This window comes from Auritidibacter sp. NML100628 (assembly GCF_003185985.1).
GTDB lineage: Bacteria > Actinomycetota > Actinomycetes > Actinomycetales > Micrococcaceae > Auritidibacter > Auritidibacter ignavus.
In genome coordinates, this window is sequence record NZ_QHLP01000014.1 from 1 (window position 1) to 15,414 (window position 15,414).

Below are 15,414 nucleotides of genomic sequence, written 5' to 3' on the forward strand. Positions count from 1 at the left end.
CCTGGCAGGCGCACGTTCTCGAGAGCGTCATTAACTGGTTGCTTTGAATGTCCCGCTTGCCATACGGACCATCCGGTTTTGCAGAAGATGCGCCTGCGACGACGAGTCCGCACTTTACCAACAAATTACTGGCGGTGGGGAGAACCAAAAATGATGCTCCCCATCGCCACCCCGACCGCGATACCACCTAGGAATGAGGAACAGACCATGACGCTACGGCTTTTCACCTCGTAATCAGTGACCGAAGGCCACCCGGACAAGATCTGCGACCAGATCAGCGACAGCATCCTTGACGCACTGATCACCCAAGACACCCACTCACACACTGCCGTGGAAACGCTGGTCACCACCGGTCTGGTCCACGTCGCCGGGGAGATTCGCACCAGCGGACACGCCGACATCGCCGCTCTCACGTCGGGCTCCGGCCTCCTGGATCCCGCCTCGGTCAGATAGCACTGGTACATGCGGATCACGCGGGCGTGTATCTCGTCATCGCACTCCCGTGGTGCTGAGGTGAGAAACATTCTCTTCCGTGTCGGCTCACGCCCTCCGACAGCCTCAGGCCTCCAGGTATGATGTTCTCAGGCCACCGTGGCCTTGTCGCTGGCAACGGCGACAGGTATGGCATGTGAGAGAGGGCTGTTGACGCCCATGGCGAAGGCTTCTACGAAGCGTCCAAAGCGCTTGGCCCCGGAACCCGGCACAGGACGCGACGCGACCAAGGAGCGGCTTATACAGACCGCCTATCGTGCGTTCCTGCGTAACGGTTACTTGAACACAACGATAAAAGGTATTTGCGCAAGTGCCGGCTATACAAGGGGGCACTTTACTCAAATTTCCAATCGAAGGAAGAGCTCTTTGAAACGATCTACTTCCAAGCAAACCGGCGGCAGACCGAACAAATTCGGCGAGCGGTTCACACCGCTATAGACGCTTCTCAAAAGAAAAGGTCTGCTGAATCGGCTGATCTGGCCTCCATCATCTGCACCGCCCTTCGAACCCTCAACTTCGGCACTGGTGATGAAGTGCAGTGGTTTGGAATGGTCACGGAACTACGGGGAGTCAGCGTGCACGATCAAGCCTCCCGTAAGGTCTTGATTAAGGCGCAAGACGATCTGTACGGCCAGCTGGAAAGTCTCCTCACTTACGTACAGAACCAGACCGGTTCGACACTCGCCCTACCTGTCCGTGATGTGGTTGTACTGGCGGTAGGTCTGTATCGGCGGCAACTCAGCAGCAATCCGCCGATGCCCGGCGAGACCCACACGGTAAACGCCGTAGACTCGCTCGAACGTCTCCTGAGGGCGATTACGATAGACTCAGGCCGTAGCAGGAAGCATTGACACTACATCCTTGATGTTTGTCCTCGGAAAATCAGGTACTCGACTCCGAAATGTAGAGTCGTCGAGCGTGTAGTCACTCTCGAACTGGTACATCATTTCGCGCTGTTCGGGTGCGGCGGTGCTGAGAACGCCGGCCATGGCGAGAACGTTTCTTCCTAGAACTGCTGGTTTAACGGATCGTCCCATAATAGACGACAGTTCGTGCGATAAGTCGTTGGCTGAGAACGCGGTGATCGCTGGCATATGAAGGGTTAGCGTAGATCGGAGATCTGAATCAAGGCACACTTCAGCCAGCCCGCGAGCAACATCGCGAGGCAGTGCGAAAGAGTGCAAGTTGTCGGGTCTTCCGAACCACCTGAAAGTTCTTTTTCTTTTCATGACGACCTCCTCAAGAGAACTCCACGGCATCACCGTGGTTTCACTTCCAGGGCCGAGGAAATCTGCCGATCGACAAATGACAACATCATGACCTTTCGCACGTGCCTGAGAAAGGATCTCCGTGCCCTTGAGCCTGGCAGATCCTTTCTCGCTGCAGGGAGCCATCGGTTGTGACTCAGATATCGGCGATTCAGCCCGGCCATAGACATAGAGGTTGTCGAGAAAGGTGAGCGGAGTCTGACGGCTTTCGGTCGACGACACGATGGAGCGAACCAGCCCTGGCCACTCCTGGTTCCATATGCGCGCCCGATAAGGCAAGCCTACTGTTGCGATAACGTCCGTACAATCGGCAAGTGCTGGCTCTAGCTGGGTGGGTTCATACGAGGAGATCTCCCGGCAGGAGACCGCTCCAGCGGAAGGAGCATCACTTCGCCGGCGCGAGATGGCGGCGACTCGAACACCACGTTGGGTCAGCGTACTCACGACGAGGCGTCCGATTTGTCCACTCGCACCTATCACCGCTACACGGCGTTCGTCGGTCACTGTCTATTCTCCTTTGATTCTGTAGCTACTCCGACACAGTAGATCCTTGAATCGCCGGTGGCGGACGAGTGGCTAAAATGACTTGTGTTCATGAAAACTAGATGTACTTCCCCGTGAGGTTGTGAACACGGACTGAGGGGGTTAGGCCTCCGATGGCGGTGTGGGTTCGATGATGATTGTACTCATGTAGGAAGGCCTGGTAGGAGGCCTCACGTTCTGATTCGCTAGCGTAGGCGCGCGCGTAGGCCCCTTCGGTCATCAGGGTTCGGTTGAACCGCTCGACTTTGCCGTTGGTTTGTGGCCTGTAGGGCTTGGTGCGCTTGTGTTTGACTCTCTCGCCGAGGGCTTTGCGGAATTCCTTAGAGCGGTAGCATGAACCGTTATCGGTCATCACCGCGGTGACCTCGACGCCGATGCCGGCGAAGAAGGCCCTGGCGCGTTTCCAGAACCCAGCGGCGGTGTGCTTGCGCTCATCGTTGAGGATCTCGGAGTAGACCACCCGGGAGTGATCATCCACCGCGTGGTGCAAGTACCGGTAGCCCCTGCCCGCAGAGGCTCCCTCAGCAGCGGCCTTCTGCGTCTTAGCCAGGGCCTTCAGCGCCTGGGGTGATCCTCTGCCATGGACTCGCCAGCCCCCACCGTCAGGGATCCGGCCCAGCTTCTTGATGTCCATGTGCACCAGCTCACCGGGCGTGGATGCTTCATACCGGTTCGGGGCCGCACGGCGCACCGGCAGCCCAGTGGCCTGGTCAATGCATTCCAACCTGGGCATCCGGTACCGCTGAAGCACCCGGCCCACGGTGGAGCGAGGGATACCCAGGTGAGCGTTAATCCGGTGAGGCCCCCACTGGTGGATGAATCGCAACGCGATGATCCTGCGCTCGGTGCGCTGTGGCAACCTTCGGGGACTATGGTGAGGGCGACTGGAGCGGTCCTGGAATCCGTGGCCGGCCCGGTGGCGGGTCACCCATTTCGAGACCGTGGCCGCAGAGACCTGGAATCGCTCTGCGACTCGGCGCTGGGGCCATCTCTGATCGATAACCAGGGCTACGATGCGTCGCCTTCCCTCCGGGGTCAGCGGTGATCTACGGTGAACCATAGGAGACCTCCGTATCTGATGGTGAGTTGTGGTAACCCACATCGATATCGGAGGTCTCCGCTTAAGTCACGGACTGTTCACAACGTGTCGAGGAACTACACGTAGACCTCCAGGTCACGCGCGGCTCTGGAGGGCTCCCAGGTGACGAAGCCGCCGTGCTTGCCTTCCTCGAGTAGCGCCATCACCTCGTCGAAGCCCTCGCGGATCTGCTTCCGCCACTGGGAGGCAGACCGGTCGGAGTCACGCACGATCGCGTCGGGGTACCAGCGCAATGGCTCGCACCAGGACACGCAGCCGAGCAGCTGGTCGTTGATCGAGCGCATGCGCTTCTTACGGTCCTGGGAAGCGCGTCCGTAAACGATCGCCGGCGTCCAGTCGTGCGCGATCTCGCCTAGCCGTGCGGTCGAGGCTTCCACCGAGGTTGAGAGTTGAGGGGCTTCGAGCATGGAGTCAGTAGTGGTGGTCATGGACATGAGGTACGTCTGCCTTTCCTACCCCCCTGCCTCCTGGCTCGCTGAACCGACCTCAAGCTTGGACGTAAGAACCTACGCGATGGTAATGGACGCGCTTTACCAACTGCCGGAAGACATCACTGTCGTCATGGTTTCCCACGACGCGCGTCAAAGGGAGTGGGCCGACTATACAATCGAACTCGAGCTCGGAGGCGGCGTCAACGTCTCAAGTACAGCGGACCACCGCACCGCCGGTTAAACTCCCAAACAGCGGAGCACATAGCGCAAGCTCATGTTCATGCATAGGTACGAGATCATCGTCGACTTGATATATATGGATTACGCTGTGCTCGATCATGGGTTCTATGGGGATCCATCCGCTCGATTGGATGGATGACGAAAGCTCCTCCTCGACGCACTTTCCGACTGGTCGATTTGGGCTACCGCCGAATTCGACGATGGCGACGCTATCGCACTACCTCTTCGCTGCTCTCGGTCGCATTCCCAGTTCTTCCGCCTTGCGAGCTAGCGAAACGCCACTCTTTACCCGTCGATACTCAGCAACGCGACGGCATACGGTAGGGCCTCACGTATCCAGACCCTGGGAATCGGGAATCCACCACGTGGAGGATGCGTGCCTTCCCGCGTCATGGCACCTCGAAAGTGTGTTCTTGTATGGCATGAACAGGCCTGACCGAGCGCCAAGGGGGCCCAAACTGCCCCGGAGTATCGAAAAAGCTGTGCTAAGCACGTCCGCCCTGTCGATGTCCCTGCGGGCCCTCCAACCGAGATCTGAAAGCCGTGGCGCAATGATCCAAGTGCGGATGAGTTCTCTCCTGCCCTCGTTACTTTTTAGGTGTCGCTGTTTTCCGGCAGGATGTGCGGTGTAGGTTGCCGGGTGGTTCCGGCATGATGTTTGCCCCCAGTCATTGATGATCCGGGGGTTGTCACCGGAACCGGTCTGGTTCGTCCGGATCGCTACGACAAGCACGCTGTGATCATGGTGGCACTGTGTAACGTGGATGTGAACGCAGGAACTATCGGTGACCTGGTCGTGTACTGGACTGAACCACAGAAACTGGCCGATAAAACTCCACCTGTTTCGTGGCATCGACATCGGCCAGGCCGACCATCATGCCACCGCTGTCACACCCGATGGCACGGTGGTGCATGACAAATCACTGCCACCATCTGAACCGAGGATTCAGGAACTGCTGAAAGATCTTGTGGCCCAACACGCTAAGCTGTGGGTGGTAGTGGATCAGCCCAAGACTATCGGCACATTGGTGATTGCCATTGCCCAACAGCTTGGGATTCAGATGCCGTATGAACCGTCCTGGGTTTTGTTCCGTCCTGAAATGAGAGGATGGAATAAAACCCAGGACGGTTCACAACTCGCCGCCACCTACCCCGACCGAATCAACCCCTACCTCTAAACCCAACCCCGTACACAACAAACCTGACAAGCCCATCGAAGCCCGCGTCATCGCCTGGCTCGCCGGAGAATCCACCACACTCGAAGCGTTCCTGAGGGCAAGGAGCTCTACTGAGAAACCGCCTCCCGCATATTCGGTGTCCCCGTCGACAAACACGGAGCCAACAGTGAGCTGCGCCAAAAAGGAAAGATCGCAGTGCTCGCCTGTGGTTATCAAGGCGGTGTTGGTGCGCTGAAAGCTATGGGAGCCTTGCGCATGGGCCTGGCCGAGTCCGAGCTGCAACCGTTGGTGGATGCGTGGCGGGCCGCCAACCCCAACATCGTCCAACTCTGGACTGATGTCAACGCCGCCGCCATCGAGGCAATCAGCACTAGCCAGCCTGTCAAGATTGGTCCGCTGACGTTCGCCGTCGAACACTGGCTGTTCATCCACCTACCCTCAGGGAGGCAGTTGGCCTATGCGCGGCCACGGTTGAGTGAGAACCGGTTCGGCGGCACCGCCATCATCTATGACGGCATCACCAAGGGCCGCAAGTGGGGCAAGCTCAAGACCTGTGGCGGGAAACTCGTCGAGAACATCGTCCAAGCCATCGCCCCCGACCCGCTCACCCACGCCATGCACCATGTCGAGGCTACAGGGCACGAGATCGTGATGCACATCCACGACGAAATCGTCGTCGAAACCGCAGATACGACCGTTGGAGACATCTGCCACCTCTGCCCACCATCCCCAGCTTGGTCCAAGGGATTACCGCTGGCCGCAGTTGGCTACGAGTGCGCCTTCTATAGGAAAGACTAAGTGACCAACTTCTCATAATCGCCTCAACCTCGGTCACCTCCACACCAATCACGCTGTAACAAAATCTCTGATTACGAGGCACTACTCAGAGGGCGTGACGCTCCTCTATGACCAGGCACCTACACGCACTCACGTCAACCCGTTCCCCTGTCCGGTATGACGGTCTCGGTGGGGGTCATGTCGGAGGGCAGAGGCTATCGCTACCCCTTGCGCGCGGTCGTCGCCGGTGATGGTGGCCGTGTAATTGAGCGTATTCCACGGCATCCGATTTGACTATCCCTGCGTCAGAGCACCTCATCTTGTTGGATTGCGAGATTCTGAACTGCAAGCAAGCTTAGCGCAAGAGCCATACTTCCTGCCGTTGCCGTCCATGGAACCCACGGTGGAGCGTTCAATGACATGGCAACGGCGTTTCCAAATAGAACGATGAGAACCACAGCGGTGACGATGCTCGACACAGTTGACCTACGGCGCACGCCGATGAACCCGGCGATCGTGATAGCACTCAGTGTGAGCAGAGTGATGCAGGCAACCATAGTGAGCGTCGCGGGCCAAGTTCGCGCAGTCACATGCGCATCGGACACGGGCATGAACGACTCAAAAGTCAAGAAAACTGCTGTACCGAGCACGAGGCCGACCGCCGCGCTGCCTCCGATGGCGAGAGCATAAGCGGTGTTCTTAGCGAGGAAAAGAGGGCTACGCCCGCCGGGGTATGAGTACAGCTGGATCCGTCGGTTGCCAATGTAATCCGAGACAATGAAACGCTGGTAGACAACCGTCCCGTAAATGACGACGACACAGAAAGCGAGGGTGAGGGCAAGCGTAATTACAGCGGCAGGTTCTCGTAGCATCGCGCTGTCGGAGCTGTCGTCGAACCGACCGACGAAAGTAAAGAAGTACAGTCCCATTAGTGTTGAGCAGGCTACTGTTGCTCCGAAGCGCGGAATGACCCGCAGGTATCGGGATAGCTCGAGTCGAAGGAAGTGGTTCATCGTCCTGCCTCCGCAATGCTTGATCTGTAGAACTCTTCGAGACTGCCATCGTTCCTGTCCAGGATGCTGGTCAAATCCTGCTTTGCTCCAAGGCGCCCATCTGTGAGTACAGCAACGGTGTGTGCCGTTTGTTCAATCTCGGTGAGTACGTGGCTAGACATAAGCACCGTCACGCCTTCTGCGGCCAGTCTGGTGATCAGGTAACGCAGGTCAGAAATGCCAGTCGGGTCAAGGCCGTTCGCGGGCTCGTCGAGGATTAGCAGGGTGGGCCGATGACTGATCGCTCGAGCTATAGCGAGACGCTGTTTCATGCCGAGTGAGAACGAGGCGACAGGCGATCTGGCGGCCGCAGTGAGGCCGACCAGTGCGAGTAGCTCGTCGATTGGCCGGTGATCGATTAGGCCGAGAAGATCGAAGTGTAGCTGGAGAACTTGCTCGGCGGTGGCACCGTTTCGGAACTCTGGTGCTTCGATGCTCGTACCGATTCGCGCCAGGAGTGCATCGCGCGAGTCGCAATCAAGCATCCGTCCGGTCACGACAATGGCGCCCGAGGAAGGGAAGGCCAGGCCTGCGATCAGTTTGAAGAGAGTGGTTTTCCCAGCCCCGTTCGGTCCGATGATGGCGCAGATCTCACCGGGATGAAGCGTGATGCTGCACCCGGTGAGGATGTCCCGGCCATCGATCGATTTCATGACACCGGTGAGTTCGAGCGTCGGAGTGGTGTTTGTCATGGTCAGCTCCTTTTCCGGAGGGCCAAATAGGCCACGGTGTAGGCGGCAACAGCCCAACTAACCGCAGCGACGAGGTTCAGCAGTTGGGGGTCACCGGCACGGAAAGTGGCCTCTCGGATGAGATTACCGATTGGCGCGAACGGAAGGAACTGATGCATTGTGACCGCCCATTCCGGAAGGCGCTCGGCTGGGAATGTGATCGGAGTGAACAACAGACCGCCGATCATGATGATCTGCGTTACTAGGGACGTGGCGTTGAGGGGCAGCCAGAACGCGATGGCATACCCGATGCTCACCATCGTGAACTGCGCGCCGAGCACGGCGGCGACGGTGAGCGCATCGACCTGGATGTCAACCCCGAATCGGAAGGCCGCTGCGAGCATGCCGACCGCGATTCCGGGAAGGGCTGCAAGGCTCCAAACCGCAGCATCGGCGAGGAGAATCGCCGAGCGGGGAACCGGGAGTGTCCGTTGGTAGTCGAGGAGGCCTTCCTGCTTCGAAGAGCCTGTGATTTGCGGAGCGAGGACGCATCCGACCGCGATGATGCCGAGGGTCCAGGCACCGGAGGACAGATAGCGGGCAGCTTCGCTATCGATGTCGGGGATGAGTAAGGCCAGGCCGTATATGACCGCGACGGCAAACAGTGCCTGGACCGCAGTGAAAACAGGGAGTAGATATTTATGGCGGAGCAAGCTCCAACGCACGAGACCGGTCCAGCTACGGAACCACCCGAGTTTGCGAGGCAACCTAACGGTCTGAGTAGACACGTTATTAACGGACATTAGTGATCCCTTCATACAGCGATTCCAGGGATGCCGGTGCGAGCACGTAACTGTCTACGTTTCCGGCCTCAACCTGTTCGAGGACCCAAGCCACGGCGCCGGGAATATGCTGGGGTTCGAGATCGAGTCGAAGTTGCCCGTCGTCGATTGGATGAACCCGCGAGGCTGATGGGGTCTTTGTGAGGGCGGTGCGGGATCGGACGGAAACGCTGAGGCTGGTTGTTTGCGCCTGCTGCGATAGCTGCCTCGGGGTGCTGTCAATCAGCACCTGGCCGTTCTGAAGCAGTACGTAGCGGTCGGCGGTCCGTTGCACTTCGAGCAGATTATGAGTGACGACGATGATAATGTGTCCCGCGTTAGCGAGTTGGCGCAGGTTCCGCCAGATCAGGGGACGTCGCGTCGGGTCGACATCGTTGGTTGGCTCGTCGATGAGCAGGACAGGTGGAGGCGCGATCACGGCCATCGCGTATGAGGTCAGGCGGCGCAGTCCGCCAGACAATTTTTCACCTCCGACATTCTGCCACGGGGTGATGTCGAGCTCGTTTATGAGAGCGCTGGCCTCGCAGCGTGCATCTCTCCCCGAAAGGCCCCGCAGTCTGCCGATGGATGTGATCGCCTGGCGAGGTGTGACTCCAGTTAGAGGAGCGTGCATCTGCGGCATCATCGAGGCGATGCGCCGAGCCAGATCCGGGTTTTTCGCGAGCGATTCTGTGCCGTAGCGGATATCGCCGGAGGTAGGCTTGGCCGTGCCGACGATTTGGTTGAGAAGGGTAGTCTTGCCTGCCCCGTTGTGTCCGATGAGCGCGATCAGCTGTCCGGGGTGGAGCGTGAGACTGATGGCGTCATTCGCCGCGACAGCTCCTCGCTGGAACGTCTTGGTGATCGCCTCCAGCAGGAGTGGTTGGCTGGGAGGGGTCGAGCTTAACATATTTCACATACTATCGGTATCTGCAATGTGAATCAATGGTGACGCGACCTCCGGGGTGTGCCGGGGGTGCTGTCTAATAGAATGGAGTTTATGGTTCGGATGACACGCGTTCAGCAACGGCAACGCAACAGAGTGCTATTGCTTGAGGCGGCTGAGCGCATCTTCGCTGCGCGTGGCGTGGAGGGTGCTTCTCTTGATGATGTGGCCTTAGAAGCCGGTCTAACTAAGGGGGCGGTCTATTCAAACTTCCGTAACAAGGGTGATTTGATCCTGGAGGTAATCCGGTATCGTCAGACACTCTCGCAGGAAGCTCAGGACTTCCACGCGATCCTTGATCGCGCTACTGACGACCGCGAGCGCCTAGAGGCTTGGTGCGATGCTTGGATACTGACAGCCAGGAGCGGTGATCGCTCCAGCTATGTCCGCCTACTGTTTGACTTCATTCCCTACGCCCTGCGGGACGAGCAGTTGACCGCACGGTTTCTGGAGTTCATCTCGCCCGCCGACGATATCTCAATTGCGGAGTCGCCGATCCCATCCGATAGCACCTTCGCTCGCATCCCGGTTGGAGATCAGTTCCGCATCCTGACGGCGCTCGATCTAGGATTATCCGCTCTGGGGCTGTTCGATCCGGACAACGTCAAGCCCGAGCTGTATAAGACGGCTGTGCTCTCGCTCGCCCACACGCTCTACGACGCAAGTACGGAGTCAGAGTACTCCCAACAGCCGCAGAATGGCGGGCACGAGCCAGATCGCCAGTAGGGCGAGCTCAGCCAATGCGCCAACTGCCACCAACGCAAGCCATAGCCAAGGCGTTATGGGTGCAGATGTCCAGAGCTGGGCCGTGAGTAACTTCCTAGTGTCGGTGTCGATCGTGGGGGCATCGAGCAACATCTTTGCCATGTGACGACCATCGCAATTTCGATGGAATCTGAACTGCCACACGAGGCGCACGACCATCACTGCAACGGCGACGGTCGCGATCCACGAGCCTGTCAGGGCACGCCAGGCAAGCGCCGTCGTTAGGAATGCGAAGTCGACTACCACGCCTGCAGCAACCGCTGATAGACGTGGTGACAATGGCCACGCCCAGACGTGCGTGAGATTGGTGGTGGCGGCCGCCTGAAGTACGCGCATTCGCACGGTACCTCCTGGGCGCACGAACCTGCGCCCGAAGCCGATGTGCGCAAGCTCATGCGGCACGGCCGTGGTGATCGCTACGGCGAGCGCCACGGCAATCACGAGCAGCGGATGCGAGCCTGCGGAGATGACGTCCGCGCCGGTGGGAATGCCGCCTTGGAGCAGGAGCACGATTGCGGAGGGGCAGAGCGCTACTCCGGCCACCCACAGCGTCGCACGCGCGACCTTCCACCTCCCACTAACGGGCGCGGCAGGAGGTTGCCGGACCTCCTCAGAGAAGTCGCACATGAATCCCGCATCTGACAACGTGGCGGCTAGCGGGGCGATGATGGAGGCATGATCGTCCTGTGCTCGGAGTGCGTGTGCGACGGGCTCGCTGACTACAAGCGGTTCCGAGCCGTCGGCGACGACCACCCACATGCCGTCGCGGAGCTTCCGCCCCCGGACTGGCTTCAGACGTATGGCCTGCTCTGTCGGTTCGGCCATTGTCAGATCTGCTGGAGATAGTGGCCGAAGACTTCCCAGGTGGCGGGATCGCCAGTGCCACACGTTGGGCAGTCGTCTGGAAGGCGTGGCCACGATGGATGTGCGAAAGCCGAGCCATCCTCAAAGTTCACTTCGAACTGCGTTCCGAGGGATCGCGGCTGCGTGTATCCAGTCAGGACGCGCATGGCTTCGTCGACGATTGTGGCCGTGAGAAGGAAGATGGACGGTCCGTACGCGATCGATGGCGGGTCGAAATTCAGTTCGCTGAACGCAGCGAACTGGGAGACGAATTGGGGGTCTCGCTGCGTGTAGTGGACGTTTAAACAGTCGAAGCATCCTGTCTTGCCCGGAATCACGGTGTAGACGCGTCCGCGACTGACTTGCGATGCGGCAAACACGCACGGAACGCCCGCCTGCACGATGGCTTTGTTCACGATCCGCTGGGCCACGAACGGTGGCTCGTCGATAGCGGAGATAACGAGGTCTTTGCCAGCTAGCAAGGCCGCCACGTCTTCGACCGAGGTGATGCGCTCTGGGTGGGCATTGATGCCAATTTCTGAGTTCATCTGCCCAAGCGCGTCTGCCGCAGCCAGGGCCTTCGGGCGACCGACATCAGATTCCCGGTATAGCAGCTGGCGCCCAAGATTCCCCTCTTCCACGACGTCGTGGTCGACAACTGTGATGGAAGCCGGGCCGAGGCCAGCCAGCAGCGTCAGGATGTTGGAGCCACCCCCGCCGAGGCCAAGGAGAAGGATATTCGATTCGTTGATCCGCCGTTGTGGAGCGAAGCGATCTCCGTCCAGGCCGATGAAGCGGCTGAAGTAGTTGACGTTGGCTCGATACCTGGCGCTGATGGTCGACTCGTCATCGGGTGTGCTCTCCTCGAGGAAACCTTCCTGATCGAGAAGGGCGATTCCGTCAAGAATGTCGTTTTCAGTGAGTTCAGGGAAGTGTCTCTGCACTGCTCGAACGGCATCGTGTACGGGGCGGCCGTCGAGTACTGTGACGAGCAACCAGAGTTGGTGGTCGGGGTCGTCGAACTCTGCCGTGATGCCCAACTGTGCGCCAATCCGGAAGACCCGCTCATCGACTCGGTATGCGGGGTAGATCGGCTTGAGCCGAGGATTTGAGGGCACTTTGGCCACGGAATGCTCCTAGCGTCTCTCGGAGGAAGAAGAATAGCGGGCCGCCAAGAGCCAGAGGGCTCGAGCGGCCCGACGGAAGGCACTTGTGTGTTCCGCTTGTCGGGGGCATTAGACGATGATCCACCACACAGTCGCCTCCACCTTCTCGGCGCGGCGCACGGTTACATTCTTCATGAGTCACCTCCTTCTGGGGTACGCGATGCGGTTTCGGGATACCCACAGTTTATTAACTGTGAGTATCTCGATACTGCCAGTATTCTGTTCGGAAAGCAAGTGTTTTGTTGAGATTCGATTGAAGATGCCATGGATTCAGTGGAAGCAAGTGAGAAGCGTCTGCTTGTGGGTGGCCCTGAGCTACTCGGAGCGCGGCCTTGGGTCCAACTCATCCTTGGCGTCCCGCTCGGGCTCGTTGCAGCTTCGGTTGCGGGCATCACACAAGTTAGCATCGCTTATGGGATGCAGGGGGCGACAACTTGGGGTGAAGCACTGGTCACAACCTGGCCAGGTCAGCCGGTAGGCATGGCGTTACAGATTGTGGCCGCCATCGCCGTGATGGCGTTCGTAGCCAGATACCTCGCACGGCGGCCGGTATACGAGTTGGAGCGCAAGGGTGCTTTCCGTGAGTTCGGCTACGGCGCTCTAGTCGGTGCCGGGGTCATTGCCACGGCCGTAGCAGTGCTATTCGTGCTCGGCAACTACCGCACCACTGACCTCGTCGTGGGCCGTGGTCTCCTGTCTGGCTTGCTTCTCGGACTCGGGAGTGCCTTCGGGGAGGAAGTAGTGATGCGCGGTATTCTGCTACGCGTCCTTATTGGGAAGATCGGCACAGTGCCCGCACTCACCCTCACCTCAGTAGCGTTCGGACTGCTCCATCTAGGCAACCCCAGCGCATCTCTCCTCAGCGCGGTCAGCATTGCATTGCAAGCTGGTATCCTATTCGGCGCAGCATACCTGCTCACCCAAAGACTGTGGTTCGTCATCGGCATACACGCGGCCTGGAACTTCACGCAAACAGCAATCTTCGGACTGAACGTGTCAGGCGTCCCGACAGAGCCAGGGCTATTCATCGCTGATATCTACGGGCCTGATTGGCTCACAGGGGGTCGAATCGGAATCGAGGGCTCTGTCATCATGATCGCACTAGGTTTCATCGTGAGCGCACTGTTGATGCGAGCATCAAGAAGAACTCAGATCAGACTATTGTCGTGAATCCTTGCAGAAGTCGGCGTGGATGCAGGCGCTACTGGCTTCTGACCTTCCCGAACCTGCGAAGGCTCGTGCATCACGGTTATTCCAGGTCACCTGCATCCTGGATGCCAAGCGGGGCTGGCCGGCAGTCCGCATCGAAGCGGCGGCATTAGGAGTCCTCGGCAGAACCTCGCGGGCACATCTGAGATCACGGATAGAGCTTTTTCTGCTGGCGTGGTTATAAACCGCCCCCTGCCAAAGCCCTTCTTCCAGAAAGCCATAATTTCTGCGCTCACCCCTGAGTTGCCCTTGATGTCGACGGCCTCCTAGAAAGGAGCAGGTCATGGCAGCTGGCCTTCGAGTATTCACCAATGATGCTTTTGGAACCGTGCGTACTGTCGAGACCGACAGCAAGGTCTTTTTTTCTGCAACCGTGATGTCTCCACCGCTTTCGGGTATGCCAACACGAAAGACGCCCTGTCGCGCCACTGCAAGAAGGTCGTGAAACACTACCCCCTCGACACCGCTGGTGGCACCCAGCAAGCCCGGTTCATCACCGAAGGTGACCTCTACCGCCTCGTCTTCTCGTGAAAGCTTGCCTCTGCCCAAGCTTTCGAGTCCTGGGGGTGTCGACGAAGTCCTTCCGTCGATCCGTCGCCATGGCGTGTATGCGATCGAGGAGATCCGCAGTAACCCGAGGGCGCTGCTGGCCGCGTTGGAGGCGCTCATCGCTGAGCAGGAACGCAACGATGCCCTCGTCGCCGAGAACCTGGTGCAAGCGCAGCTGATTCTGAAGTCGCGCCCGAAGATCTCTTATTACGACCTGGTGCTCCAGTCCGATTCGCTGATCACAACAACGGAGATCGCTAAGGACTATGGCCTGTCTGTGAAGCGGCTTAACCAGATCCTCCACGAGGAGGGGGTGCAGTTCCATCGCTCGGGCCGTTGGTTCCTCTACGCACCCTTCACGCAGGAAGGCTACGCGCAATCCGAGACCCATGAGTACGACGCGGGCAAAACCCGTACCCACATGTACTGGACGAAGAAAGGCCGTCTGTTTATGTACGACCTGCTGAAAAACCAGTGCGGCCTGTTGCCGGTCATCGAACAAAACGACTGCGGTGCAGCATGAGCGCCGCGACACTCGACCTGGGCTTCGAGCACCTGAACGCGCATGGCTGTGCGGACCCGACAGCTTATAAGGCGCTGACGACTCTGCATTGAGTGGAGTACGGCTACCGGACCCTGGTCTACATCTGCTCACAGTACGCCGGGGACGTGGCAACCAACGTGGAGCTTGCACGTGAGTTTTGTGCCCACGCGGTGTCGCGTCGGAAGATTCCGCTAGCCCCGCATCTGTTGTTCCCACAGTTCATGGACGTCACCGACCCCCGATCAGCGCGAGTTGGTGACGTTTTTCAACCGGATCCTGCTGACCAAATGTGAGGCCAGGTGGATCTACACCGCACGGGTCAGCGCCGGCATTCGGGCAGAGATCGCGTGGGCATCCCACCTCGAGTTGTCAATCTCATACTTCGATTGAAGTGTCCCAGGTTTTGTTCCGTCTGAGTAGATGGGAAAATCTGGAACTTGCCAAGAAAATTTGACCAGGATGTGAAGGACCGCGTGGTTCGCTTGGTGGAGGATCGCATCCTGGCAGAGAACATGTCGATGCAGGCTGCGTGCCAGGCAGTTGCGCCGAAGCTGGGCGTCTCATGGCATACTGCTCGGCAGTGGACACAAGCGGCTCGCCGTGACGGTCGTATTGCCGAGCTGTTGTCCGAAGACCTCGTGGCAGAGGTAGCCAAGCTTCGGCGTGAGAATCAAGAACTTCGCGACACCAACGAGCTGTTAAAGGCCGCGTCGGTTTTTTTCGCATCGAAACTCGACCCAAAACGTCGGAAATGATCCAGTTCATCGATAAACACCGGAATCATTTCACCGTCGAGTTCATCTGCACGACGTTAAACACA

The 15,414-nt window shown here is 58.8% G+C and carries 16 protein-coding genes and 2 pseudogenes; 9 read left to right on the forward strand and 9 right to left on the reverse strand.

The window, feature by feature from the left end:
• Positions 1 to 237: 237 nt before the first annotated feature.
• Positions 238 to 402 (forward strand): annotated as a pseudogene (locus DCC24_RS09355) (S-adenosylmethionine synthetase N-terminal domain-containing protein); the annotation flags it as partial.
• 917 nt (positions 403 to 1,319) lie between these two features.
• Here the strand turns inward: DCC24_RS09355 and DCC24_RS09370 are convergent.
• From DCC24_RS09370 to DCC24_RS09380, 3 genes are all read right to left on the reverse strand, one after another.
• On the reverse strand, positions 1,320 to 2,264 hold the full coding sequence (locus tag DCC24_RS09370; protein WP_110099668.1) for an NAD-dependent epimerase/dehydratase family protein: 945 nt from the start codon (positions 2,262 to 2,264) through the stop codon (positions 1,320 to 1,322).
• Positions 2,265 to 2,361: 97 nt separating this feature from the next.
• Positions 2,362 to 3,363: an IS481 family transposase gene (locus DCC24_RS09375; protein WP_110099669.1), complete on the reverse strand. Its 1,002-nt coding sequence runs from the start codon at positions 3,361 to 3,363 to the stop codon at positions 2,362 to 2,364.
• Positions 3,364 to 3,458: 95 nt separating this feature from the next.
• Positions 3,459 to 3,830: a recombinase family protein gene (locus tag DCC24_RS09380; protein WP_233492051.1), complete on the reverse strand. Its 372-nt coding sequence runs from the start codon at positions 3,828 to 3,830 to the stop codon at positions 3,459 to 3,461.
• Positions 3,831 to 4,858: 1,028 nt separating this feature from the next.
• Between DCC24_RS09380 and DCC24_RS09390 the strand changes: the two genes are divergently transcribed.
• The gene (locus DCC24_RS09390; RefSeq protein WP_110099672.1) at positions 4,859 to 5,251 is read left to right on the forward strand and encodes a transposase; all 393 of its coding nucleotides are present in this window, start codon (positions 4,859 to 4,861) and stop codon (positions 5,249 to 5,251) included.
• A gap of 195 nt (positions 5,252 to 5,446) precedes the next feature.
• Positions 5,447 to 6,049 (forward strand): hypothetical protein, encoded by a 603-nt coding sequence (locus tag DCC24_RS09395; protein ID WP_233492052.1) that lies wholly within the window; start codon positions 5,447 to 5,449, stop codon positions 6,047 to 6,049.
• Between the two features lie 284 nt (positions 6,050 to 6,333).
• On the opposite strand, the gene DCC24_RS09400 is transcribed toward DCC24_RS09395, so the two are convergent.
• The 4 genes from DCC24_RS09400 to DCC24_RS09415 are packed head-to-tail and all read right to left on the reverse strand — an operon-like array spanning position 6,334 to position 9,482.
• On the reverse strand, positions 6,334 to 7,041 hold the full coding sequence (locus DCC24_RS09400) for a hypothetical protein (protein WP_110099673.1): 708 nt from the start codon (positions 7,039 to 7,041) through the stop codon (positions 6,334 to 6,336).
• Positions 7,038 to 7,772: an ABC transporter ATP-binding protein gene (locus DCC24_RS09405; protein WP_110099674.1), complete on the reverse strand. Its 735-nt coding sequence runs from the start codon at positions 7,770 to 7,772 to the stop codon at positions 7,038 to 7,040. The genes DCC24_RS09400 and DCC24_RS09405 overlap by 4 nt, the downstream gene beginning before the upstream one ends.
• 2 nt (positions 7,773 to 7,774) lie before the next feature.
• Positions 7,775 to 8,554 (reverse strand): ABC transporter permease, encoded by a 780-nt coding sequence (locus DCC24_RS09410; protein WP_110099675.1) that lies wholly within the window; start codon positions 8,552 to 8,554, stop codon positions 7,775 to 7,777.
• The gene (locus tag DCC24_RS09415) at positions 8,544 to 9,482 is read right to left on the reverse strand and encodes an ABC transporter ATP-binding protein (protein WP_110099676.1); all 939 of its coding nucleotides are present in this window, start codon (positions 9,480 to 9,482) and stop codon (positions 8,544 to 8,546) included. Before DCC24_RS09415 ends, DCC24_RS09410 begins: the two co-directional genes overlap by 11 nt.
• A 90-nt stretch (positions 9,483 to 9,572) precedes the next feature.
• On the opposite strand from DCC24_RS09415, the gene DCC24_RS09420 reads away from it, so the two are divergent.
• Positions 9,573 to 10,244, forward strand: a complete 672-nt coding sequence (locus DCC24_RS09420; RefSeq protein ID WP_158524650.1) for a TetR/AcrR family transcriptional regulator — start codon at positions 9,573 to 9,575, stop codon at positions 10,242 to 10,244.
• On the opposite strand, the gene DCC24_RS09425 is transcribed toward DCC24_RS09420, so the two are convergent.
• The gene (locus DCC24_RS09425) at positions 10,191 to 11,108 is read right to left on the reverse strand and encodes a hypothetical protein (RefSeq protein WP_110099678.1); all 918 of its coding nucleotides are present in this window, start codon (positions 11,106 to 11,108) and stop codon (positions 10,191 to 10,193) included. The two genes, DCC24_RS09420 and DCC24_RS09425, sit on opposite strands and share 54 nt — an antisense overlap.
• 2 nt (positions 11,109 to 11,110) lie before the next feature.
• Positions 11,111 to 12,253, reverse strand: a complete 1,143-nt coding sequence (locus tag DCC24_RS09430; RefSeq protein WP_199446259.1) for a ThiF family adenylyltransferase — start codon at positions 12,251 to 12,253, stop codon at positions 11,111 to 11,113.
• A gap of 519 nt (positions 12,254 to 12,772) precedes the next feature.
• Here DCC24_RS09430 and DCC24_RS09435 point away from each other — a divergent pair.
• From DCC24_RS09435 to DCC24_RS09450, 5 genes and pseudogenes are all read left to right on the forward strand, one after another.
• Complete coding sequence (locus tag DCC24_RS09435; protein ID WP_158524651.1) at positions 12,773 to 13,462, forward strand: CPBP family intramembrane glutamic endopeptidase; 690 nt, start codon at positions 12,773 to 12,775, stop codon at positions 13,460 to 13,462.
• A gap of 441 nt (positions 13,463 to 13,903) precedes the next feature.
• Positions 13,904 to 14,032 (forward strand): annotated as a pseudogene (locus tag DCC24_RS12360) (BRO family protein); the annotation flags it as partial.
• Positions 13,971 to 14,573 carry a phage antirepressor KilAC domain-containing protein gene (locus DCC24_RS09440; protein WP_233492053.1) on the forward strand — a complete coding sequence of 201 codons (603 nt, stop codon included), beginning with the start codon at positions 13,971 to 13,973 and terminating at the stop codon, positions 14,571 to 14,573. The pseudogene DCC24_RS12360 and the gene DCC24_RS09440, both read left to right, overlap by 62 nt.
• 92 nt (positions 14,574 to 14,665) lie before the next feature.
• Positions 14,666 to 14,887 (forward strand): hypothetical protein, encoded by a 222-nt coding sequence (locus tag DCC24_RS12365; RefSeq protein ID WP_233492054.1) that lies wholly within the window; start codon positions 14,666 to 14,668, stop codon positions 14,885 to 14,887.
• 144 nt (positions 14,888 to 15,031) lie between these two features.
• Positions 15,032 to 15,349 carry a transposase gene (locus DCC24_RS09450; RefSeq protein ID WP_110099680.1) on the forward strand — a complete coding sequence of 106 codons (318 nt, stop codon included), beginning with the start codon at positions 15,032 to 15,034 and terminating at the stop codon, positions 15,347 to 15,349.
• The last annotated feature ends 65 nt before the right edge of the window (positions 15,350 to 15,414 follow it).